This window comes from Heyndrickxia sp. MSNUG, assembly GCF_049532715.1.
Classification (GTDB): domain Bacteria; phylum Bacillota; class Bacilli; order Bacillales; family Cytobacillaceae; genus Mesobacillus.
On the sequence record NZ_CP150978.1, the window covers coordinates 3,696,790 to 3,718,508 of the forward strand.

Sequence of the window (21,719 nt, forward strand, 5' to 3'; positions counted from 1 at the left end):
ATTTAAGCAAAAAATACACTCTACCGGGTACCGTATTTTAGATATTATTGAATTAGACAGTTGATTTCCGCTACAGCACTTGCTTTCCACGGGGCGTTTGGCGATAAAATTCACCATCGATCATTGGAACAGCCTATTTTTAATTAGAACAAAAGGGCCGTAGATTACGACCCTTTTATTTTGGTTATTTTATAAATTGGACTGCGGATAATCAGCAATACTGCTAACTCGTATCCTGCCTACCGAAATTAATTAGCTACGATGTTTACTAGCTTTCCTGGTACAGCAATTACTTTACGGACTGTCTTGCCATCGATTTGTACTTTGACCTCATCGTCCTCCATAGCGAGCTGCTCTAAAGCTTCCCTGTTCGCATCTGCAGGTACCATCATTTTTGCTTTGATTTTACCATTTACCTGAACAACGATTTCGACTTCATCATCGACAAGTTTAGCTTCATCATATGCAGGCCATGCAGCATAAGTAATGGATTCATTGTGTCCTAGCTTTGCCCAAAGCTCTTCAGCGATGTGAGGGCAAATAGGAGCAATCATTTTAACGAAGCCTTCCACGTATGCTTTAGGAAGTTCTGTTGCCTTATAGGCTTCATTGATGAAGACCATCATTTGCGAAATCGCCGTGTTAAAACGAAGTCCTTCATAGTCCTCCGTTACTTTCTTGACAGTCTGATGGTAGACCTTCTCAAGGTTCGATCCGTCGGTTTCCTTGATTTTCTCATTCAAGCTGCCATTTTCGTCAACGAATAAGCGCCAGATACGGTCAAGGAAGCGGCGTGAGCCATCAAGTCCATTTGTTGACCAGGCGATTGATGCTTCAAGCGGACCCATGAACATTTCATAAAGTCTTAAAGTATCGGCACCATGGCTTTCAACGATTTCATCTGGATTGACGACATTGCCCTTTGATTTACTCATTTTTTCGTTGTTTTCACCAAGAATCATCCCTTGGTTGAAAAGCTTTTGGAACGGTTCCTTCGTGTGGACTACACCCACATCATAAAGGACTTTGTGCCAGAAGCGTGCATATAACAAGTGCAATACAGCATGCTCTGCTCCACCGATATAAATATCGACCGGAAGCCATTCTTTTAATTTTTCAGCATCGGCAAGTGCATGCTCGTTTTTCGGATCAATGTAACGAAGGTAGTACCAGCAGCTGCCACCCCACTGCGGCATTGTATTCGTTTCCCTGCGGCCCTTTTTGCCTGTTTCAGGGTCAACGACATTCACCCACTCATCGATATTCGCAAGTGGAGACTCGCCTGTTCCCGATGGCTTGATGTCCGTCGTTTTTGGAAGGATAAGCGGCAGCTGATCCTCAGGTACTGCTGACATTGTGCCATCTTCCCAGTGGATGATTGGAATCGGCTCACCCCAGTAGCGCTGGCGGCTGAATAGCCAGTCTCTCAAACGGTACGTGACTTTTTTCGTTCCGATGCCTTTTTCCTCTAACCATGCAATCATCTTGTTGATTCCATCTTCCTTATTCATGCCGTTAAGGAATTCAGAATTCACATGCTCGCCATCGCCCGTGTATGCTTCTTCAGCTACATTTCCACCAGCAACGACCTCTTTGATTTCAAGGTTGAATTTTTTAGCGAATTCGTAGTCGCGCTCATCATGAGCAGGTACTGCCATGATCGCACCTGTTCCGTATGAAGCTAGTACATAGTCCGCAATCCAGATTGGCATTTTCTCGCCGTTTGCTGGGTTGACCGCATAAGCGCCAGTGAACACGCCAGTTTTGTCCTTTGCAAGGTCTGTACGCTCTAAGTCGCTCTTGCTCTTGATTTCATCAATGTATTTTTCCACTGCTGCCCGCTGCTCAGCTGTCGTGATTTTATCAACCAATTGGTGTTCGGGTGCTAGAACTGCATAAGTGGCTCCGAATAATGTATCTGGTCGTGTTGTGAAGACAGTGAACGTTCCTTCATGTCCTTCAATGTTGAAAGTAACTTCTGCACCCTCTGAACGTCCAATCCAGTTCCGCTGCATATCCTTAAGGCTGTCCGGCCAATCCAATAAATCAAGGTCCTCAAGCAAGCGGTCTGCATAGGCAGTAATCCTAAGCATCCACTGTCTCATTGGACGACGTTCAACCGGGTGACCACCGCGCTCACTCTTCCCGTCGATCACTTCTTCATTAGCTAAAACAGTTCCAAGTGCCGGGCACCAGTTCACTGCCACTTCATCAATGTATGCAAGCCCTTTTTCATAAAGCTTCAAGAAAATCCATTGAGTCCACTTATAGTATCCAGGGTCAGTCGTATTGACTTCACGATCCCAATCATATGAGAAGCCTAACGCCTTGATCTGGCGGCGGAACGTGTTGATGTTCTGCTCCGTAAATTCCGCAGGATCGTTACCAGTATCTAATGCATACTGCTCTGCTGGAAGACCGAATGCATCCCAGCCCATTGGATGAAGGACGTTAAAGCCCTGCATCCTTTTCATGCGTGAAAGAATGTCAGTTGCCGTGTACCCTTCCGGATGTCCAACGTGAAGTCCGGCACCTGAAGGATATGGAAACATATCCAACGCGTAAAATTTTTGTTTTCCCTTATCTTCAGTTGTTTTGAAGGTTTTGTTCTGTTCCCAGTACGATTGCCATTTTCTTTCGATTTCCTGATGGTTAAAGCTCATCGATTTGTCCTCCTGTTTTTGTCGATTTATTTTAAGGGGATGGAGTTTTGGATATAAAAGCTGCTGCTTGTGCTTTTTCTCCTAAAAAAACAAAAAACTCCCGTCCCTGTAAAAGGGACGAGAGGATATGTAGGATCTCCCGCGGTACCACCCAAATTAGTGTGCAACACTCGCTTCATTCACCCTTAACGCGGAATACGGCAAGCGTTACTAAAGGTTCACGCTCGCGACTCAAAGGCGAGTTCATGATGGTCCCGTCTGGCTTGCACCAACCGCCAGCTCTCTTGCACAGGCTTTCACCACTACTACTCCTTGTCGAAGTCTTTCAATATAGATATAGGGATATTGTAATAAATTTCCCGCCTCGATGCAAGCGGGGATGGAAGAAATGATTTTGGAGGTTATAATATGAGTTTCGAGGTGGATTGGTGTGGGGATTTTCTACCGAAGTTGTACCGCGAGAAAATATTCGGTTATTTATTCAGCTTAGTTCGCGTTAAAAAGCCAGGGGTTTAGCCCTGGCCACGTCATTCATCGGTTTCAATTTTTATTTAGTCCAGATTTAGTTTTGAAAAATTGGAAAAAAACGAGTGGAGTTTCCAGTTTGCGTGATTTCGACAAGAAGTTGCGGAATAAGGACGGGGAATTGCGGAATCCAATCCTACTCTCGCGGGATTTCGACAATATCCAATTGAGAGTATACGGTTTCCTCACCTTGATACCCACTTCCAAATAGATACTCTGCTTCTTAGTCCATACTTTGCCGTAAATATTGAGGCGAAAAATCACGCAGGAGAAATCGAGTTTAATTGATCAGATGATTCAAAGATTCGATGGAAGTGCAAAGGTTTATTCCAGCCCAGTCCTGCAAGCTAAAATCCAAACATCACATCTGCATACCTTGTTATCTAAAAATCATTTCCCCTCTTCTCCACTAGAATACTTCGTTACAATCAGCAACCCGCAAACACTCTTTTTAAATCCAGGCAGGAGTCAAGAAGTTGCCTACAGGGTCTGCCGAACGGAAAGAATTCCTTACAAAATTTCAGATTTGAAGTCTAAATATAAAAACGTGAATTGGTCGAGGAAAGACATCAAAAAAATAACCAAATGGTTATTAAAAAAACATGAACCACTTATCCATGATGTTAGTGTCATGAATATTCCCATTCAAGACCTGAATCTGGGAATCCAATGTCCGAGATGCTCTGTCTTGGGGATGGAACGTATCCACGGAAATTGGTTTTGCAAATCCTGCAGCCACACCTCAAAAGACGCACACATTTCCGCAATTAAAGATTACTTTCTTTTATATGGGAACACCTTATCGAATAAACAATTACGTTTATTTCTTCAAGTAAACTCGGATGATTTCGCCACTCATTTATTAAAATCACCTAACCTCATTTCTACTGGTACTACGAGAAACAGGCTGTACCACCCACCCAAAGATTTCTTCAACTAAAAAAAGACCCCATCCGCAAAGAAATCACGAATAGGGTTTCAAAAAATAAAACTATTCTTTCACAGCTTCCAAAAGCAAATCAACAATGTGAATTCCTCTCATACTAGAAGACATGCCTTCACGTTCGATTCCCAGTTTCATCTGGAGCAGGCACCCCGGATTTGCAGTGACAATCGTTGTCGCATGTGTAGCCTTGGCGTTGACCATTTTGGAGTCCAGCAGCTGCATGGACATTTCGCTTTCGACAATATTGTAAATTCCAGCAGAACCACAGCAGCGATCGGCATTCAGCATTTCCCGGAATTCCACCCCGTTAATAGCTTTCAACAGGGTCCTTGGTGCTGAAGCAGTCTTCATCACGTTGCGCAGATGGCATGAATCCTGGTATGTCACGACTTGGTGCGGCAATTCTAGCTTCACTTTTTCATGGAAACCTACCTCTACTAAAATCTGAGATATATCTTTGATTTTATCCGTAAATTCCTTTGCTCGTTCGTTCCATTCTGGTTCGTCCTTAAGCAGATGGTCATAGTCGACAAGGAAGGCACCGCAGCCGCCGGCATTGGTGATGATAAAATCTACGCCAGTATCCTCAAAGGCTTTAATGTTACGGCGGGCCAGTGCTTTCGCATCATCTTTTTCACCGCTGTGGCCATGAATTGCGCCGCAGCAAGCCTGCTCTTTCGGAATGACAATTTCGCAGCCTGCCAGCTGAAGCAGCTTCATGGTCGCATTATTTGTCTCAAGGAACATCGTATCCATCAAGCAACCGCTGAAAAAGGCGACCTTATGGGTTTTCGTACCGATCGCTTCAAGGTGCTCAGGACGATTTTTCATTTCCTTCATCGTTGGCACCTTCGGCAGTACTTTTTCCATAGTAGCGAGTGATTCTGGAAATAGCTTCATCACTCCTGTACCTCGCGCAACCTTCTGAAGCCCTGAACGCTGATAGAAACCAATCAGTCCTGTAAGTCCCCTCATTCTGTTCTGGTGAGGGAAAAGCCCCTTAAATACAGCTTTTCGAACAACCCGAACCGGCATCGAAAACTTCTTGTTTTGGTTAACAATATCTCGGGCTTCCTCGAGAAGATGTCCATAATTCACACCCGATGGGCAGACAGGCTCACACGCCCTGCAACCAAGGCAGAGATCGAGTGATCTTTCAAAATCCTCATCCGGCTCGATCAAGCCATCGACTACCGCCTTCATCAAAGCGATGCGTCCGCGCGGTGAATGGGATTCCTGATAGCCTGATTCTATATATGTAGGGCAGGTAGGAAGACAAAAGCCGCATCGCATGCAATTCAATAATTCGTCCTGGTTCATTTTTTCCTGAAATTGTGTCTGGATTCTCTGCTGTTCTTGAACTGTTGTCATCTTGAAACCACCACTCGTTTCCTGCTGTCTTTCGCGAATATCTTGCCTGGATTCATGATATTGTTTGGATCAAGCGCTGCCTTCACAGCCTTCATGGCAGCGACCCCTTCCTTGCCAAGCTTCAACTCAAGGTACGGTGCTTTCATGACGCCGACGCCATGCTCACCTGTGATCGTGCCGCCAAACTCAATTGCTTTTTCAAAAATTTCCGCGAAAGCTTTTTCCACTCTCTCCATTTCCTCATGGTTGCGGGAGTCTGTTGGACAGGTTGGGTGAAGATTTCCATCACCTGCATGGCCAAAAGTACAGATATTCAAATTATATTTCACTGCAATCTCATTGATCGCATTTACCATTCTAGCAATCTCGGATCTTGGTACTGTAGCATCCTCTAGAATCGTTGTCGGCTTCAAACGGGCAAGTGCTGATAAGGCACTGCGACGAGCTGTCCTTAGAGCTTCTGCCTCTGCTTCTGTCTGGGCTACCTGGACGGAAACAGCTTTTTCCTCCTTGCACACCTCGGCAATCCGCGCCATATCCCGCTGGACAACTTCAGGAGGACCATCTTGTTCAATCAATAAAACAGCTTTTACATCAGTAGGCAAGCCGATTTTAGCAAAATCCTCCACAACCCTAAGTGTTGGCTGGTCAAGGAATTCAAGCGTGGCCGGGATGATTTTGCTTGCGATGATTTTTGAAACAGATTTCGCTGCCGCTTCAAGATCCTGATAGAGAGCAAGCATCGTCTGCTTTGTTTCTGGAACAGGAATCAGTTTCAGGATCGCTTCTGTAACAATTCCCAGCGTTCCTTCAGAACCGACGAACAATCTTGTAAAATCGTAGCCTGCTACATCTTTGGCCAGCTTTCCTCCTGTCCGGATGATGTCTCCATTAGGAAGGACGGCTTCAAGACCAATCACGTAGTCTCTTGTTACACCATATTTCAATCCGCGCAGTCCGCCTGAATTTTCATTAATATTTCCACCGATTGTTGATATTTTCATAGAACCTGGATCTGGAGGGAAAAATAACCCCTTTGCTTCAACGGCGTTAATTAAATCCAGCGTAACGACCCCAGGCTGCACAGTAGCAGTCAGGTTCTCTTCATCTACTTCAATAATCTTATTCATATGTTTAAAAAGCAGGACAATCCCGCCTTCTGTAGGACAGGTGCCGGCGCAAAGATTTGTTCCGGATCCACGCGGCACAATTGGAATTTTATACTCATTACAGATCTTAACAATTTCTGAAACTTCTTCTTTATTCCTTGGACTCACTACTCCATCAGGCATCGATTGAAAATTAGGTGTTGCATCGTATGAATAGACAAGACGTCCTGTTTTCGTATCGTCAAAATTAGCCGCAGAAACGACGCAAATGATTTTTTCTCTTACTGCTGTTGTAAGCATTATGATATTCCCCCTTGTGAAGATAAATAAATCCAGGCATCTATCATTATGACAGAAGCCTGGGATTATTTTGTATTTTTTACAAATCATTAATTAAGGAATCATCCATGATAAAACGCTATTTTGCAAGAATGTGATAATGCCGACGAGCGTTACCAGGAATAAACTATGTTTGATCGTGAAGCGGAACAGATCCGATTCTTTTCCAGCCAGTCCAACTGCTGCACACGCTACAGCGATTGATTGCGGCGAAATCATCTTGCCAGCAACCCCGCCGGAAGAGTTCGCTGCAACAGCAAGAACTGGATCCATGCCAATTGAAGTAGCAGTAATCTTCTGCAGATTTCCGAATAATAGGTTCGCTGATGTATCAGATCCAGTTATGAATACACCAAGCCATCCAAGGAATGGAGAGAAGAATGGGAACAAGACTGCACCTGTTTTTGCTAGAGTCATACCTAATGTAGTACTCATGCCAGACGCGTTTGTCACATATGCGAATCCTACAACCGATCCAATAGTCAGTACAGGAAACTTCAATTCATTCATTACCTCACCGAAGGTTACTACCCAGTTTTCCCAGGAGATGCCGACAATGAATTTTGTGATGATGGTTGCAATTAAGATCGCTGTTCCGGCAGCACCAAGCACTTCCAGCTTATATACTGCAGCAACTGGATCTCCTGCTGTGTTAATAATGTTATTGTTCAAGAAAGGTACTTCAGGCACAAATGTTAAGGCATGACCAAGTGAGTTGATCGCTTTTAAGACTGCATTTGTTCCCTCATAGTGACCTGTAAGGGCAAGCTTGATTGTCGGAATACCCCAGACTGAAATGATTGCAGTCAAAATCAGGAATGGAGACCATGCTTTGAAAATCTGTGCACCAGTATGTGCTTGCTTAGTTTTTAGTGGCATTTTTACTGCCGCAGTTGCTGCCAGCTCCTGTTCAGCCTCAAATCTGAAGATTGTCTTAGGCTTCCAGAATTTAAGGAAGATCGCAAGCGCAAACAAGGAAACGAGCGCAGAAAGTATATCCGGAAGCTCTGGTCCAACAAAGTTAGATGTGAAGTACTGTGTTGCTGCAAATGAAATCCCTGATACAAGGATTGCCGGCAATACTTCTAAAGCTCTCTTAAAGCCTGCCATAATGACGATTAAATAAAACGGAATGAAAACGGACAAGAATGGCAGCTGGCGGCCGACCATTTTTGAAATTTCCATTGCAGGAATCCCTGTTGGTCCTTCAACTGCGATAATCGGAATCCCAATTGCTCCGAAGGCAACCGGTGCTGTGTTAGCTATTAAACAAAGTCCTGCTGCATAAAGAGGATTAAACCCTAATCCTACTAAAAGTGCTGCCGAAATGGCTACTGGCGCTCCAAATCCTGCTGCTCCTTCAAGGAACGCACCAAATGAGAACGCTACCAAAAGTGCCTGCAAACGGCGGTCTTCTGTGATCGACAGGACGGAATTGCGAATAATATCAAATTGTCCTGTTTTCACAGTCAGTTTGTACAGGAACACGGACGTAATAATGATCCAGCCGATTGGCAAAATACCGTAAACCGCACCTTGTGAAGCTGACATGAGTGCCAGACCGGCAGGCATTTTAAACGCAATAACCGCTACAATAATTGCGACAGCAAGCGTAGTCAAGCCCGCAATATGCCCTTTCATTCTTTTAATCGCGAGGGCCCAGAAGAAATACAAAATAGGAATCAGTGCAACGATTGCGGATAAGGCGAGGTTATCACCTACCGCTGTGAAATTTTGTGTGAACGACATAATTTACCCCCTATTATCAAGTTGTCATAATGAAACAGTTCCCCAACTGTTTGGCCATCCCCTCACCGAGTAATCGCTTACATATTATGATAAGGTCATCTGATGACTAGGTCATTAACATGACTGTTATTTGAATTATAGGGTCCCTTCTACAAATTTTTCAATATCTTTTTTAAAATTTAGTAAAATATATTTATATCTTCATGTGATTTTTTTAACTGTAATTTACCACTTAAAACCCATTTCATGCTGAAAGAATCTTCCCCTTCCCGCAAAAAATTGTATAATGAATGCTAAGAGAACAAACTTGGGGGCTTTATATTGCAATATAAAAAAATCAAACCTAAAAAAATATATGAAGAAGTGGCAGAAGCGATTCATGGCATGATTCGTTCTGGACAACTAAAGCCTGGTGACAAACTGGATTCAGTACAGCAGCTGGCAGAAAACTTCCAGGTTGGCCGCTCCGCTATCAGGGAAGCGCTTACTGCTTTAAGAGCAATGGGATTAATCGAAATCAGGCAGGGCGAAGGAACTTATGTAAGAGAATTCGAAACATCCCAGATCAGCTTCCCTTTATCCACTGCCATCCTGATGAACCCTGAAGACACAGCACATCTATTAGAGGTTCGTAAAATTCTTGAAGCGGGAACTGTCTTCTCTGCGGCTGAGAAGCGCACCGACATTCAGCTGAAGGCTATGGAAGACGCTCTGGAGGAAATGAAGCGCGCAAATGGCAATGAGGAGCTTGGTGAAAAAGCAGATTTGCAATTTCATTTGGCCATTGCCGAAAGTTCGCAAAATCCATTATTAATCAGCTTAATGAACCATGTTTCCGGCTTAATGGGTGAAACGATGAAGGAAACACGACGCCTCTGGCTTTACTCTAAACAAACAACGACAGATCGTCTTCATGATGAGCACTACGCCATTTACCAGGCGATAAAAGAACAAGATGCAGAAACTGCGAGAAGCCTGATGCTAAGCCATATTGAAAGTGTAGAGGATATCCTCCTCAAGTACATCAACCAGTCTAAAGGGAATCCATTATAAATCCATTTTCCATACCTCTTTTCTAGAGGTATGGTTTTTATTTAATAAAAAATTTCTGAAACCCCTTTCAAAAAAATATATTTTTATAGTAGTATTAGTTTTAATGAAGCCATGTGATTTTCAGGTCATCAGATGACCTGTTAATCTCTGTTTATATCAATCGTTAGGAAAGAGGTTGAACAAATGAAGGTAACTCTTTTTGCAACTTGTTTGGTCGACATGTTCCAGAGCAATGCGGGAAAAGCCACAGTGGAACTGCTGGAGAAGCTTGGATGTGAAATCGATTTCCCTGAATCTCAGGTTTGCTGCGGTCAGCCAGCCTATAACAGTGGTTATGTTAAAGAAGCAAAAGAAGCAATGAAATCGATGATCGATACATTTATAGATGCAGAGTATGTTGTATCCCCCTCCGGATCATGCATCACAATGTTCCATGAATATCCACATGTATTCAAGGGAGATCCTGTTTGGGAGCCAAAGGCGAAGAAGCTTGCGGCTAAATCCTTTGAATTAACTCAGTTTATTGTGGATGTCTTAAAGATTGAAGATGTAGGTGCCCGTTTTGAAGGCAAGGTCACATACCATACATCCTGTCATATGACTAGATTGTTAGGTGTCAAAAAGGCACCTATGATTCTATTAAGCAATGTAAAGGGCCTCGAGTTCACTGAGCTGCCTGGCAAGGAGCAATGCTGCGGCTTCGGAGGTACCTTCTCTGTCAAGATGGCGCAGATTTCTGAACAGATGGTTGATGAAAAGGTCATGCATGTTGAAGAAACAGGAGCACAGTATTTAATTGGGGCGGACGCTGGCTGCCTTATGAACATTGGCGGAAGAATTGAAAGGCAAGGAAAACCGATTAAGGTCCTCCATATTGCAGAAGTGTTAAACAGCCGATAATCACTCTAATATAATGGCTGTGTTAAAGTACAATGTTGATTTTTTGCACCTGTTGATTGGAGCGTAAGGCGCGCAGACTCCTGGGGGATCAGCGGCCAAGGTGAGACCCCGCAGGAGCGAAAGCGACGAGGAGGCTCACCTGACGCCCCCCGGAAAGCGAAGCGCCTGGAGCGGAAATCAACAGACTCGTTTAACACAGCCAATATAAAAAAAAATATTTTTCCTGATGAAAAAAGGAGGGAATATTCCGCATGGCAATGAAGATTGGAACGGATAACTTTAAAGAACGTGTCGACAATGGCATAAATGATTCTTTCATGCGCGGCGCGGTTGCTGGTGCCCAGAACAGCATGGGCGTCCGCAGACAGAACGCGGCTGAGGAACTGGGAAATTGGGAAGAATGGCGCAGCCATGGTGAAGAAATCCGCCAGCACGTCCTTGAAAATTTGGACTATTATCTGGAGCAGCTTAGTGAAAATGTAGCCAAACGCGGAGGGCATGTTTTCTTCGCCCAGACTGCAGAGCAGGCGAATGAGTATATAAAAGGCGTAGTTGCCAAAAAGAATGCCAAAAAAGTCGTTAAAGCCAAATCCATGGTCACAGAAGAAATCAGCCTTAACGCAGCGCTTGAAGAGGCTGGCTGTACTGTCGTTGAAACGGACCTCGGGGAATACATCCTCCAGGTGGACGATCATGATCCGCCTTCACACATTGTTGTTCCTGCCTTGCATAAAAACAAGGAGCAGATCAGGGACGTTTTTACAAAGAAGCTTGGCTATCAAAAAACGGAGAAGCCCGAAGAACTAGCCTGGCATGCACGCGAAATGCTGCGCCAGGAATATTTGACAGCAGACATTGGCATCACAGGCTGTAATTTCGCGGTTGCTGAAACAGGCTCCTTCAGCCTTGTGACGAACGAAGGCAACGCCGATCTGGTTACCTCCCTCCCAAAAACCCAGATTACGGTAATGGGAATGGAGCGTCTAGTACCAACGTTTGAAGAGATGGAGGTCCTCGTCAGCCTGCTTACAAGAAGTGCTGTCGGTCAGAAGCTTACAAGCTATATCACTGTCCTGACAGGTCCTCGTGAAGACCATGACGTAGATGGACCAGAAGAATTCCATCTTGTCATCGTTGATAATGGCCGATCAAAAATTCTTGGCGGTGAATTCCAGTCTGTGCTTCAATGTATCCGTTGTGCAGCATGTATCAATGTTTGTCCAGTCTATCGACATGTAGGCGGCCACTCATACGGATCTATTTATTCAGGACCAATTGGTGCAGTATTGTCGCCGCTGCTTGGCGGATATGACGAATACAAGGAGCTTCCATATGCTTCTACCCTTTGCGGAGCATGTACAGATGTATGCCCTGTAAAAATACCGCTTCATGAGCTTTTGCATAAACATCGACAGGTAATAGTTGAGCAGGAAGGCAAAGCGCCAATTTCCGAAAAGCTCGCCATGAAGGCATTTGGACTTGGTGCTGCTTCGCCAATGCTATACAAGCTCGGATCCAAGGTTGCTCCTGCAGCCATGAATCCGTTCACTGTCGGTGATAAAATATCAAAAGGTCCTGGCCCGCTAAAAGCCTGGACAGAAATCAGGGAGTTCCCTGCTCCTAACAAAGAAAGATTCAGGGACTGGTTCAAAAACCGGGAAAAAGGAGGCAAAGAATCGTGACAGGAACCATCCAGAACCGTGAAGCCTTTTTAGATCAACTTGCAAGCTCACTTGGAAGAGGCCGATTATCGAGCGGCGTTAAAGTACCTGCCTGGAAACATCGCCCCCAGGACCAGGTTTTAAACGGAGCCACTCCTGATGAATTGATTGAGGTATTAAAAACTCAATGCCTTAAAATTCATACAAGCCTAGTCATGACTGATTCGAAGAATTTGCCTGAGACATTGAATGAAGTTGTGACAAATTATGGAGGCGGACCAGTCGTTTCCTGGAAGGATGACCGCTTTTCAAAATGGGGACTTGATTCTCTTATGAAAAATGAATGGCCTTCTCAAAAAATTGAAGTTTATGAGTGGGACCATAGGAACGGCGAGGAAAATATCCGCCAGGCGGAAAAAGCGAATGTGGGCATCACAATCAGTGAAATGACCCTCGCCGAATCTGGCACGGTTGTGTTATTCAGTGATAAAGACAAAGGCCGGACAGTCAGCTTCCTTCCAGCCACATATATCGCACTTATTCCTAAGAGCACCATCGTACCAAGGATTACGCAGGCAGCACTAAAATTGCGCGAATTGCACCACTCTGGCAATCAGGTAGCATCATGCATTAACTTTATTACCGGCCCAAGCAATTCAGCTGATATTGAACTGAACCTGGTTGTCGGCGTGCATGGACCAGTGAAAGCAACCTATATCGTAATTGATGACCTATAAGACTTTACCAAACGCTTAAAAGGCCTAAAAATTTTACTAATGAAGGCATGAATGACACTTAAAACAACATCATTGATGCCCTTTATAAAACTTCTGCCATAACCAACCCTGTTATAAAATATGAGCCGGCTTCCTTCAATGGATGCCGGCTCATTTTATTATTGAATCGTATAGCCGCCGTCAATGACTGCAGCCTGCCCCGTAATTCCTTTGGCTGCATCGCTCGCAAGGAACAGAACATAATGGGCAATTTCCTCGACAGCCAGAAGCCGTTTTTGCGGAACGAGAGGAAAGATGACTTCCTCAAGAACCTTTTCAAGCGGGACATTGCGGGTCTCGGCAAGGTCTGATAACTGATTGCGCACAAGAGGTGTATCGACATATCCTGGACATACCGCATTTACCGTAATGCCGTGCTGGGCCGTTTCAAGAGCTGCAACCTTGGTCAGCCCGATGACCCCATGCTTGGCACTATTGTATGCTGCTTTGCCTGCAAAGCCGACTAGCCCATTGATCGAAGCCATATTGATGACGCGGCCAAAGCCCTGTTTTTTCATCACAGGCAAAGCATATTTCAATCCTACAAAAGGTGCAGTAAGCATGACTTTTATCAACAATTCAAATTTTTCCGTCGGGAAGTCCTCGATCATCGACACATACTGCAATCCAGCATTATTGATGAGGACATCGACCCGCCCATACTGCTCAACGCATTTCGCAACAGCCTGTGCGATTTCTTCCTCTTTTGTAACATCACATTTCAATCCTGCAGCCTCAAATCCAAGCTCTAGCAGACTGGCTGCTGCATTCTCTACGGCATCAGCCTGCAAATCTGTAAGGAAAACCTTCCCTCCATGTTCAGCAAAGCTTTTGCCAATCTCATAACCGATTCCCTGAGCGGCACCGGTTATGAGCACTACTTTATCTTTTACCATCATGAAACTCCTTTCCTTTAGGCTAGGTAGAAATTGATTTTATTAAATCCCCACACCAAACGAAAATAGAATAATAGCCAGCACGACACCAAGCGCTGGAACAATAACTGTTACGGCACCGACAGCATTATAAGCGTCCTGATGTGATTCACCGCAAATCGCCCTTACTGTTGTTACTACGTATCCATTATGCGGAAGTGAGTCAAGCGCACCAGAGGAAATGGCCGCAACCCTGTGAAGCGCCTCTGGATTTACACCCATATCCATATAGTGCGGTGCAAGCAGCGGTAGTGCGATTACTTGGCCTCCTGAAGCAGAACCAGTCATACCTGCAATTACACTGACTGCGACCGCAGCACCGATTAGCGGGCTTCCTGGGATATTTGTCATTGCTTCAACAGCTGTCTGGAACGCCGGTACTGCTTTGGCAACGCCGCCGAAACCTACAACAGCAGCTGTATTACCGATTGCAATCAAGGCACCCAGAGTTCCTTCGGAAATCGCCTCCCAGAAGTTTTTGAAGTATTTTCGGTTTAACACATAGGTAGCGATTACCCCTCCGAGAAGTGCAATGATAAGGGCAGACTGTTTTAATGAATCATGGAATACAAATGCGATAACGAGAACGACCAGCAAAGGAATGAGACCCATCCATGGATTAGGCAATGTGCGTTTTTCATTGACAGGATCAGATTCCCTCGAAACAAATCTTTCTCCTTTAGCAACGGCTTTCGTGATCATTCGTTTCAGCCACCAATAACCGAAAACCATCATGAAGACAGCGACAATTAAGCTGACCTCCCAGCCTGCATATGGAGTTGTGTTCAAGAATTCAATCGGAATCCAGTTTTGGATTTCTGGAGAACCTGCAGAAGTCATCGTAAAGGTAACAGAACCGAATGCGAGTGCAGCAGGGATAAAACGTCTTGGAAGATCGGCCTGCTTGAACAAGCTCAGCGCCATTGGATAGACTGAAAATGCAACGACGAACAAACTTACACCGCCATACGTTAAAACTGCACAGGCGATAACGATTGCGAGGACTGCATATTTCATGCCGAACTTTCCGACGATATACTCGGACACGCTGTCAGCTGCGCCGCTATCCTCCATAACCTTTCCAAATATCGCTCCGAGCAAGAACATCAGATACCATGCAGTAACAAATCCAGAGAAACCTGTCATATAATTCCCTACAAAATTGGCTGCGCCTTCTTCGGCCAGCTGCGGAAATAACGGCATCCCGCTAAACAATGCTACAAATAAAGCAGAGATTGGACCGACAATAAGTAAATTCATGCCCCTCATCGTCAGAAAAATTAATAATGCCAATCCGCCAATCAAACCAATCATACTTAGCATTCCTTTTCCCCCTTGTTCATTTAGTAATCTTAAATAAGATAGCCAGCAGTTGTTCCCACCTCATTTCATAAGAATGTCAACGCTTACAAAAAACCTGATAACGAGAAACAATGAAATAAAATTGCTGATAAACAATATTGCAACTTTCGTGCCAACTTTATTTAACAGTCGGATTCAACGTTTATTCTAAATTTTCAGTTATTTAAATCCGGATTTTCGGATTCTATTATCATTTCTTCCATTTAACTTAGTAGAATTCCTTTCAAAAACCTGTCCCGTTTCAATTGGTTTATTACCTTTCTTACAGTGAAAACCTTCAAATAATTTAATAGAAAAATAAAAATCCGAAAACCTGGACACCAATCCGGATTTTCGGACTATAATAAGCCGAATTTATTTAGTTTTTCATACAACGTTGACCTGCTGACACCGAGTTCTTTCGCCACAAAAGCTTTATCATTATTATTCCGGTCCAGACTTTGCTGCAGGACCCATTTTTCCGTTTCCTCAAGAATATCCTTCAGCTTCTTGTTGTTAAATCGGTAGAAAACGTTCTTTGTTTGCAGATAATCTGGCAAGGAATCGAGTGTGACCCGCTCACCTAATGTCAGATGGACCGCAGCTTCAATCACATTTTCAAGCTCCCTTATATTCCCCGGCCAGCTATAGGATTCAAGAACGGCCAGTACCTCATGATCAATTCCTGCGATTCGCTTGCCTAAACGGTTTGTGACTTTCTCGATAAAATGCCTGATCAGCAAGCTCAAGTCTTCTGCTCTTTCTCTTAGCGAAGGCACACTGAAAGGAACGACATTGATCCGATAAAATAAATCCTCCCGGAAGCGCTTCTCTTCTATCATATTTTCCAATGGCCTGTTCGTTGCCGCAATGATCCGCACATCGACGGACACAGACTTCGTTGAACCAATTGGTTCTATTTCACCATCCTGCAACGCCCTCAAAAGTTTTACCTGCATGCTAAGCGGCATATCCCCAATTTCGTCGAGGAACAAAGTTCCCCCGTCAGCGAGCTGGAATTTCCCCTTTTTCCCGCCTTTTTTTGCCCCTGTAAAAGCCCCTTCCTCATAACCAAAAAGCTCTGATTCAAGTAAATTTTCTGGAATCGCACCGCAATTCACTTTTATAAAAGGCTTTTGGCTCCTGCTGCTCAGCTGATGAATGCTGTGCGCAAATAATTCCTTACCTGTACCACTTTCTCCCCTGATCAGGACGGAAATATCGCTATTGGACACAAGCTTCACTTTTTCCTTTAAACTTAAAATCTGCTTGGATTCTCCTAAAATATCATCGAGTGAGTATTTTACCCCGGAATCAATTTTCTGAATGTACGGCTGCATTCGCGTCAGCAGGCTTTTTACATGGCTGTCCATCTTCATCCATTCCTGAGTGTCCCTGAAAAATACCGTACCAAACGCAGCTATGACTTCTCCGTTCTTAATGATTGGAACCCGGTTGGCGATCATGTAATTGCCTTTAATATATTGAAGGTCCGCTAATTCTTCCTTGCCAGTCTCAGCAACGATATGCATCCTTGTATTCTCGATTACCTCTGTCACATGCCTGCCAATCGTTTCTTCCCGGTTAACCTCAAGGAATTCACAATAATTATGATTAATATAAATAATCCTGCCTTCTCGGTCAACGACAACGAGCCATTCGAAGGCATTCTCAACAATTGTTTCTATAATGTCAGCTGGAATATGTAAAAGCTTTGCATTCATTATTCGTCACCTGGTTTTTTCTTTTCATTTTATCATACTTTTCTGATAAATAAGTTTTCCCGTAAGAATCAACCGTGAGAAACGTCAATGATGAATTGCTTTAATCTTTACTTAAATAATATAGAAGTTTCCAGTCGTTCATAAAATCGCGACATCTACCCCCTTTTTCTGTGACTTATATCACTCAGAAATAACTAAGAATTTCTTAAAATATCCTTAAGTTCATTAAAAGGGGGAAATACCATGTTTGTAGCTTGGTTTATTACACTCAGTGTATTTTTAATTTGCATTTATGCAACAATAGCCATTATTGATGGCGTAAAAGAAAAAGATCAATATGATTTAGAATTCTTACAAGCTCAATATAAAAATATAGCCATAAGCAAAAAAATCATAAAGAAACAAATAGCATAAGTTTCAAAAAACAGCAGCATCAAAATATTTTTGAAAATCACCTTAATGGTGGATAAAAAGAAAGGATAGATGAACAGGAGTGTATACCTGGTTACATCTATCCTTTTTTTATGGTTTTTGGACTTTATTTATTCAACTAAACTGCCCCGTTTGTTCAATAAGGAATTCAATAAATAGGAAGGTAATCCTTCCTGTACCAATGCATACTAATTTTCTTTACTCTTTACCACATTCATAACAGCGATTGTCGCTGTCATTTTCTCCATACATCCGTAGCTCCTTTTCCAGTCCACAAACGTTGCAAAAATCAAAGTGTATTTGGGGAAGAATACCTTCTTCAGCTAAAGGAACCCACTCCTGTTCATATAAACTCTTTGTCATTCCATAATCCGTAAAAACAATTTTTCCCTCATTATTCAAGCCATAGTTACTACTGTCTTTTAAATCAAAACAGTCGAAGTCTTGATCTAATATATGTAAAACACGTTCATAAAAATTTGGCAGTAAATATGTATGTTCTTGTACATTTATCTCGTAGGTTTGATTATCCTTGAGATCTAAAGGTCGATAGTATTTTTGTACAGAAATAGATTCATCAACGTAATAAGGTGGAGCGCATAACATATCAAGACCTTTAGCCACCATTGAAGTATATGTATTTAATTCATTAAGTGATTGTTTATATCCAAGTGGATGCTAATGTACTTTTACAACATAATCGGCAATTCTATAAACTTTCCTTGTGGAACCTATACCTACAAAGTTATCATTTTTACAATACGCTTTCCAATTTTGAATTAAATGTTCAAGCATTACTGTTTTTACCTCATACTTCTATGCAGAGTAATAAATACAAAAGTTCTTTCTTTTTGAACTAACCGATGTCAGCTCCCTTATAAGTTTCAAAGCAAACAAACGCTATTTCTTCTTTTGTTGGAAATAGAGTTTTACTACAAAGTATACTATCGCTCCAAATACTATATAAATAATTTTTTGTTGAAATAGTCCTAAAGCCAAAGAGACAAAAAAAATAAGAAATAGTATTAGCCTCTTAATATTTATGTTTTTCAATATTTTTCTCCTTTTATTACCGATATTTTCACCTAATGTATGCCAATTCTTATTCAACAAACCCCCAGTTTGTTGAATAAGTTAATTCTACAAAATAGCGTTAATCTACTGGATCAACGAAGCCGTTATAATGAGTCTGCCTCCCTATAGCTTAGTTAGTCCAGGTAAGGTGATTTGATTTTCTCAACGAATAACCCAGTTTCTTGAACCTTTTTATGTGCTCTAGGACAATCCTTATATGCTCCAATGTACATATAATAATCGTATCCAAAATGAACAAAGAAATCTTTTTTATAGTTTAATTTGCACCAAATTGCATTACGCAATGATAACTTTGCTAACTCTCTAATTTCATGAGTTGATACTCCTTTGCCCACCCACACTTTGGTTAAAAAACTTGAAGTGTTTTGATTTCGAACCTCTTCGGACCATAACTCCAAATCACTTAAATGGACTCGGTTTATTCCCAGCTCCTCCATAAAAGAAATAATGGCGTTCACGTAGTTTGATTCCGTTATTAAATAGTCTTCTTCACTAACTTTAGCTCCTACCTCTGAATAACTAGTCCATTCCTTCTCATCTAGATAATTACCACTTTCATCCCGGTTTAAAGGATTATATTTAGTTACCCTCCAAGAAATCAATTCGCCCACCTACTTTATTAGCTATTTTTAGTAGTTATCGTAAAAGTGGAACAATACTGCATCGATTGTTAAATAAGAAATGAACACAAAAAGAATTATATTCCAAAATGTATCATGTATTTCTTTTCTTCCTTAGCCTGTATTATTTTTGCTGCCAATTCATTAAGATCACCTGACTTTGCATACAATGGTGAAGATATAACCACTTGATAGAATAATGATAAAGATTCTAGTGGGATGATTGTAATTCCACAATAAGCTAAACCTTTCCCTGGGCGATCAAGCGAATGGAAGTAGGTTCTTAAGTTAGATAATTGGTCATATAAGGAATCAATAAACTCATCATCAACAGAAATACATTTGTATTTTAGTGGTTCATAATGAAATTCGCTTTTTATATTAACAACATTATCAATTATCCCAAATTCATGAACAGGCATTTTTATCAGCCTCCTTGTTGAGCTAAACTGCATCGTTAGTCAAAGATACTTTCACAAGTTCCTGTGCCAATACCTAGTAATGGAAGGACTGAAATTAGGATTATGATTAATCCTAAAAGAACCATTCCTGCTTCAAAGGAAATAAGGGAGAAGATTTTCAAATACTTAGGGTCGTTTTTGGTATTTATATATAGAAAAAAAGCACCAATTAACACAAAAAACAATCCTATACCGATACCAGCTAAATTACACATAGAAAACCCCCGTTTATTACTAATGCTTTGTTCAACAGACCTGCACCGTTAATTCAATAAGGCATTCAACAAAAAAGGCGGTTAATCCTTCTGGATCAACGCGCCTTATATTTTAATATCACTTTATAAGTATAAAACTATATGTATGTACCAAAATCCACAACAACCCAAAATGATGAGGCTGATTTAAAACGTAAATAGTAGTTAATTGTCGTTCAACATCATTCTCTCTACTTACATTATACAACGAGATATAAATAAATTATAGACTACTCTTTTTGTAATTCCAATAATATACTGTTATTCACAAATCAGAAAAGGGGGGTATCAGTATGAATGACAAAAAAGATGTTTTAGATAAAGGTCCTTTTTTTCATGGTACTGAAGCAGAATTAAAAATTGGAGATTTTTTAGAACCTCAACACTTATCAAATTACCAAGATAAAAAATCTAACTATATTTACTTTACTGCAACATTGGATGCTGCTAAGTGGGGTGCTGAATTAGCAACATCTACATCAAAAGAAAGAATTTATATTGTAGAACCATTAGGTGATTATGAAAATGATCCGAACTTAACTGATAAAAGATTTCCTGGCAACCCAACTCGTTCTTTTAGGTCTAAATCTCCTTTGAAGATTGTAGCAGAATTAAGTTCATGGGAAAGACATTCCGATGAAGAAATAAATCATATGCTTGCATCTTTGAAAAAGTTACGTGAACAAGGGAAAGCTGTAATATACGATTAATCCTTAAAATTTATATGGTAATGCCTTAAGAGAACCGATTCGATTGCTTTGCCAATTGTTTTTTTGTCTTCGGCTTTTACACACAAAGGCGTGCAAAAGCTGGGGCTTGATTGGTGAACTAAACCACCAATCCCACGAAGCAATATTCTTTCCTAAATTTTCGTCCGTAATACTTTAAGAAATGTTTATACTATTAGCTCATGGACTACGCCACTTAAATACATAAATAAGCCTATTAAAGCCAAACAAAAACCGATAATAAAAGGCCATGGATTATCTTCTTTTTCTCTATCAAAAGTTCCATAAGTTAAAAAACAAAGGATGATTGTTATTATGGAAAAAGCAACATAAATTGGTCCAAAGGCAAAAGATATCCCACCTATAAACAATGTTAAGGTACCGAAAGGGTTTTGTGCCTTGATCCGATTTATATATTCCCTATCTGCTTCTGAAATCCCCTCTTTATCCTCACAATATAATCTCTCTTTGAGTTTTGTAAATCCAAAGAAATCACTTACTTTATTAAAGAATATTCCTGGCATTCGACTTTCAACTCCTGCACGCGAAAAATTTATGTTACGCGAAAGAATTTTTTTACACACCGTTAATGGATCTCTCATTATAATCTCCGCTACAGAAGAACGGCCTTCTGATGATTCCTAGGCTTTTACCTAAATTTAATAATGTATATTTTCTATTTTTATATATGGAAATAAAAGTAAACGACGAACGGACTACAAATAAAGCTCCAAGAACGAGCATTAAGTAATATAAAAACATTGTTTCACTTCCTGAATGTTCAAATTCTGCAACTGCGATAATTCATAAAAGAATCGTGAAAACCATTATAAACCCTTCTGTTTACGTTTCCCCAACAAAAAAAGTTTCACTTCTTTAGTTGTTTTACCTAGTAAAAAGTGAATTAAGATTATAACAAAAATTAATTAATCCTCCCTGACTCTTCATACTGCTTAGAAACTTATAGCTATATCATTAAAAAAAGCAGCCAATTCAGTTAAGAATCAGACTGCTAATTCGTATCTATTTAGTTTTTG

19 protein-coding genes and 1 other annotated feature are annotated in these 21,719 nt (G+C 41.6%); of the genes, 7 read left to right on the forward strand and 12 right to left on the reverse strand.

Annotated features, from left to right (window positions below):
- Nucleotides 1-248: 248 nt before the first annotated feature.
- The gene (leuS, locus tag AABM38_RS18595; RefSeq protein ID WP_423407722.1) at nucleotides 249-2,663 is read right to left on the reverse strand and encodes a leucine--tRNA ligase; all 2,415 of its coding nucleotides are present in this window, start codon (nucleotides 2,661-2,663) and stop codon (nucleotides 249-251) included.
- A gap of 110 nt (nucleotides 2,664-2,773) precedes the next feature.
- Nucleotides 2,774-2,991: a binding site (T-box leader), on the reverse strand.
- 413 nt (nucleotides 2,992-3,404) lie between these two features.
- Here leuS and AABM38_RS18600 point away from each other — a divergent pair.
- Complete coding sequence (locus AABM38_RS18600; protein ID WP_423410787.1) at nucleotides 3,405-3,476, forward strand: hypothetical protein; 72 nt, start codon at nucleotides 3,405-3,407, stop codon at nucleotides 3,474-3,476.
- Between the two features lie 703 nt (nucleotides 3,477-4,179).
- Here the strand turns inward: AABM38_RS18600 and AABM38_RS18605 are convergent.
- The 3 genes from AABM38_RS18605 to AABM38_RS18615 form a co-directional block, all read right to left on the reverse strand.
- Nucleotides 4,180-5,505, reverse strand: a complete 1,326-nt coding sequence (locus AABM38_RS18605) for a (Fe-S)-binding protein (RefSeq protein ID WP_423407723.1) — start codon at nucleotides 5,503-5,505, stop codon at nucleotides 4,180-4,182.
- On the reverse strand, nucleotides 5,502-6,914 hold the full coding sequence (glcD, locus tag AABM38_RS18610) for a glycolate oxidase subunit GlcD (RefSeq protein WP_423407724.1): 1,413 nt from the start codon (nucleotides 6,912-6,914) through the stop codon (nucleotides 5,502-5,504). The genes AABM38_RS18605 and glcD overlap by 4 nt, the downstream gene beginning before the upstream one ends.
- A gap of 93 nt (nucleotides 6,915-7,007) precedes the next feature.
- On the reverse strand, nucleotides 7,008-8,702 hold the full coding sequence (locus AABM38_RS18615; RefSeq protein WP_423407725.1) for an L-lactate permease: 1,695 nt from the start codon (nucleotides 8,700-8,702) through the stop codon (nucleotides 7,008-7,010).
- 321 nt (nucleotides 8,703-9,023) lie between these two features.
- Between AABM38_RS18615 and AABM38_RS18620 the strand changes: the two genes are divergently transcribed.
- The 4 genes from AABM38_RS18620 to AABM38_RS18635 all read left to right on the forward strand — a co-directional run bounded on the left by AABM38_RS18620 (nucleotide 9,024) and on the right by AABM38_RS18635 (nucleotide 13,053).
- Complete coding sequence (locus tag AABM38_RS18620) at nucleotides 9,024-9,755, forward strand: FadR/GntR family transcriptional regulator (RefSeq protein WP_423407726.1); 732 nt, start codon at nucleotides 9,024-9,026, stop codon at nucleotides 9,753-9,755.
- Between the two features lie 183 nt (nucleotides 9,756-9,938).
- The gene (locus tag AABM38_RS18625; RefSeq protein WP_423407727.1) at nucleotides 9,939-10,655 is read left to right on the forward strand and encodes a (Fe-S)-binding protein; all 717 of its coding nucleotides are present in this window, start codon (nucleotides 9,939-9,941) and stop codon (nucleotides 10,653-10,655) included.
- A 251-nt stretch (nucleotides 10,656-10,906) separates the two neighbouring features.
- On the forward strand, nucleotides 10,907-12,337 hold the full coding sequence (locus AABM38_RS18630; protein ID WP_423407728.1) for a LutB/LldF family L-lactate oxidation iron-sulfur protein: 1,431 nt from the start codon (nucleotides 10,907-10,909) through the stop codon (nucleotides 12,335-12,337).
- Entirely contained in the window at nucleotides 12,331-13,053 is a 723-nt protein-coding gene (locus AABM38_RS18635; protein WP_423410788.1) for a LutC/YkgG family protein, read from the forward strand. The genes AABM38_RS18630 and AABM38_RS18635 overlap by 7 nt, the downstream gene beginning before the upstream one ends.
- Nucleotides 13,054-13,211: 158 nt before the next feature.
- On the opposite strand, the gene AABM38_RS18640 is transcribed toward AABM38_RS18635, so the two are convergent.
- From AABM38_RS18640 to AABM38_RS18650, 3 genes are all read right to left on the reverse strand, one after another.
- Nucleotides 13,212-13,988, reverse strand: coding sequence for a 3-hydroxybutyrate dehydrogenase (locus tag AABM38_RS18640; RefSeq protein ID WP_423410789.1), 777 nt, complete (start codon nucleotides 13,986-13,988; stop codon nucleotides 13,212-13,214).
- 42 nt (nucleotides 13,989-14,030) lie between these two features.
- Entirely contained in the window at nucleotides 14,031-15,350 is a 1,320-nt protein-coding gene (locus AABM38_RS18645) for a GntP family permease (RefSeq protein ID WP_423407729.1), read from the reverse strand.
- Nucleotides 15,351-15,727: 377 nt separating this feature from the next.
- A complete protein-coding gene (locus AABM38_RS18650; protein ID WP_423407730.1) occupies nucleotides 15,728-17,092 on the reverse strand; it encodes a sigma-54 interaction domain-containing protein in 1,365 nt (454 codons plus the stop codon).
- A gap of 243 nt (nucleotides 17,093-17,335) precedes the next feature.
- On the opposite strand from AABM38_RS18650, the gene AABM38_RS18655 reads away from it, so the two are divergent.
- Nucleotides 17,336-17,506 (forward strand): hypothetical protein, encoded by a 171-nt coding sequence (locus AABM38_RS18655; protein ID WP_423407731.1) that lies wholly within the window; start codon nucleotides 17,336-17,338, stop codon nucleotides 17,504-17,506.
- A 216-nt stretch (nucleotides 17,507-17,722) separates the two neighbouring features.
- Here AABM38_RS18655 and AABM38_RS18660 read toward each other — a convergent pair whose 3' ends face one another.
- The 4 genes from AABM38_RS18660 to AABM38_RS18675 all read right to left on the reverse strand — a co-directional run bounded on the left by AABM38_RS18660 (nucleotide 17,723) and on the right by AABM38_RS18675 (nucleotide 19,915).
- On the reverse strand, nucleotides 17,723-18,151 hold the full coding sequence (locus tag AABM38_RS18660; RefSeq protein ID WP_423407732.1) for a hypothetical protein: 429 nt from the start codon (nucleotides 18,149-18,151) through the stop codon (nucleotides 17,723-17,725).
- A 581-nt stretch (nucleotides 18,152-18,732) separates the two neighbouring features.
- On the reverse strand, nucleotides 18,733-19,221 hold the full coding sequence (locus tag AABM38_RS18665) for a hypothetical protein (protein ID WP_423407733.1): 489 nt from the start codon (nucleotides 19,219-19,221) through the stop codon (nucleotides 18,733-18,735).
- 95 nt (nucleotides 19,222-19,316) lie between these two features.
- Complete coding sequence (locus tag AABM38_RS18670) at nucleotides 19,317-19,661, reverse strand: short-chain dehydrogenase (RefSeq protein WP_423407734.1); 345 nt, start codon at nucleotides 19,659-19,661, stop codon at nucleotides 19,317-19,319.
- Nucleotides 19,662-19,696: 35 nt separating this feature from the next.
- Nucleotides 19,697-19,915 (reverse strand): hypothetical protein, encoded by a 219-nt coding sequence (locus AABM38_RS18675; RefSeq protein ID WP_423407735.1) that lies wholly within the window; start codon nucleotides 19,913-19,915, stop codon nucleotides 19,697-19,699.
- 332 nt (nucleotides 19,916-20,247) lie between these two features.
- Here AABM38_RS18675 and arr point away from each other — a divergent pair, with 332 nt between their 5' ends.
- Nucleotides 20,248-20,664 carry an NAD(+)--rifampin ADP-ribosyltransferase gene (gene arr / locus AABM38_RS18680; RefSeq protein ID WP_423407736.1) on the forward strand — a complete coding sequence of 139 codons (417 nt, stop codon included), beginning with the start codon at nucleotides 20,248-20,250 and terminating at the stop codon, nucleotides 20,662-20,664.
- 185 nt (nucleotides 20,665-20,849) lie between these two features.
- Here the strand turns inward: arr and AABM38_RS18685 are convergent, their stop codons facing one another.
- On the reverse strand, nucleotides 20,850-21,284 hold the full coding sequence (locus tag AABM38_RS18685; protein WP_423407737.1) for a cell division protein FtsK: 435 nt from the start codon (nucleotides 21,282-21,284) through the stop codon (nucleotides 20,850-20,852).
- Nucleotides 21,285-21,719: the final 435 nt, after the last annotated feature.

Excerpts from the sequence above, each read along its gene's own strand:
- leuS (WP_423407722.1), bottom strand. The coding sequence starts at position 2,663 with ATGAGCTTTAACCATCAGGAAATCGAAAGAAAATGGCAATCGTACTGG.
- AABM38_RS18605 (WP_423407723.1), bottom strand. The coding sequence starts at position 5,505 with ATGACAACAGTTCAAGAACAGCAGAGAATCCAGACACAATTTCAGGAA.
- glcD (WP_423407724.1), bottom strand. The coding sequence starts at position 6,914 with ATGCTTACAACAGCAGTAAGAGAAAAAATCATTTGCGTCGTTTCTGCG.
- AABM38_RS18615 (WP_423407725.1), bottom strand. The coding sequence starts at position 8,702 with ATGTCGTTCACACAAAATTTCACAGCGGTAGGTGATAACCTCGCCTTA.
- AABM38_RS18625 (WP_423407727.1), top strand. The coding sequence starts at position 9,939 with ATGAAGGTAACTCTTTTTGCAACTTGTTTGGTCGACATGTTCCAGAGC.
- AABM38_RS18630 (WP_423407728.1), top strand. The coding sequence starts at position 10,907 with ATGGCAATGAAGATTGGAACGGATAACTTTAAAGAACGTGTCGACAAT.
- AABM38_RS18640 (WP_423410789.1), bottom strand. The coding sequence starts at position 13,988 with ATGGTAAAAGATAAAGTAGTGCTCATAACCGGTGCCGCTCAGGGAATC.
- AABM38_RS18645 (WP_423407729.1), bottom strand. The coding sequence starts at position 15,350 with ATGCTAAGTATGATTGGTTTGATTGGCGGATTGGCATTATTAATTTTT.
- AABM38_RS18650 (WP_423407730.1), bottom strand. The coding sequence starts at position 17,092 with ATGAATGCAAAGCTTTTACATATTCCAGCTGACATTATAGAAACAATT.
- AABM38_RS18655 (WP_423407731.1), top strand. The coding sequence starts at position 17,336 with ATGTTTGTAGCTTGGTTTATTACACTCAGTGTATTTTTAATTTGCATT.
- AABM38_RS18660 (WP_423407732.1), bottom strand. The coding sequence starts at position 18,151 with ATGGTGGCTAAAGGTCTTGATATGTTATGCGCTCCACCTTATTACGTT.
- AABM38_RS18670 (WP_423407734.1), bottom strand. The coding sequence starts at position 19,661 with ATGCCTGTTCATGAATTTGGGATAATTGATAATGTTGTTAATATAAAA.
- AABM38_RS18675 (WP_423407735.1), bottom strand. The coding sequence starts at position 19,915 with ATGTGTAATTTAGCTGGTATCGGTATAGGATTGTTTTTTGTGTTAATT.
- arr (WP_423407736.1), top strand. The coding sequence starts at position 20,248 with ATGAATGACAAAAAAGATGTTTTAGATAAAGGTCCTTTTTTTCATGGT.
- AABM38_RS18685 (WP_423407737.1), bottom strand. The coding sequence starts at position 21,284 with ATGAGAGATCCATTAACGGTGTGTAAAAAAATTCTTTCGCGTAACATA.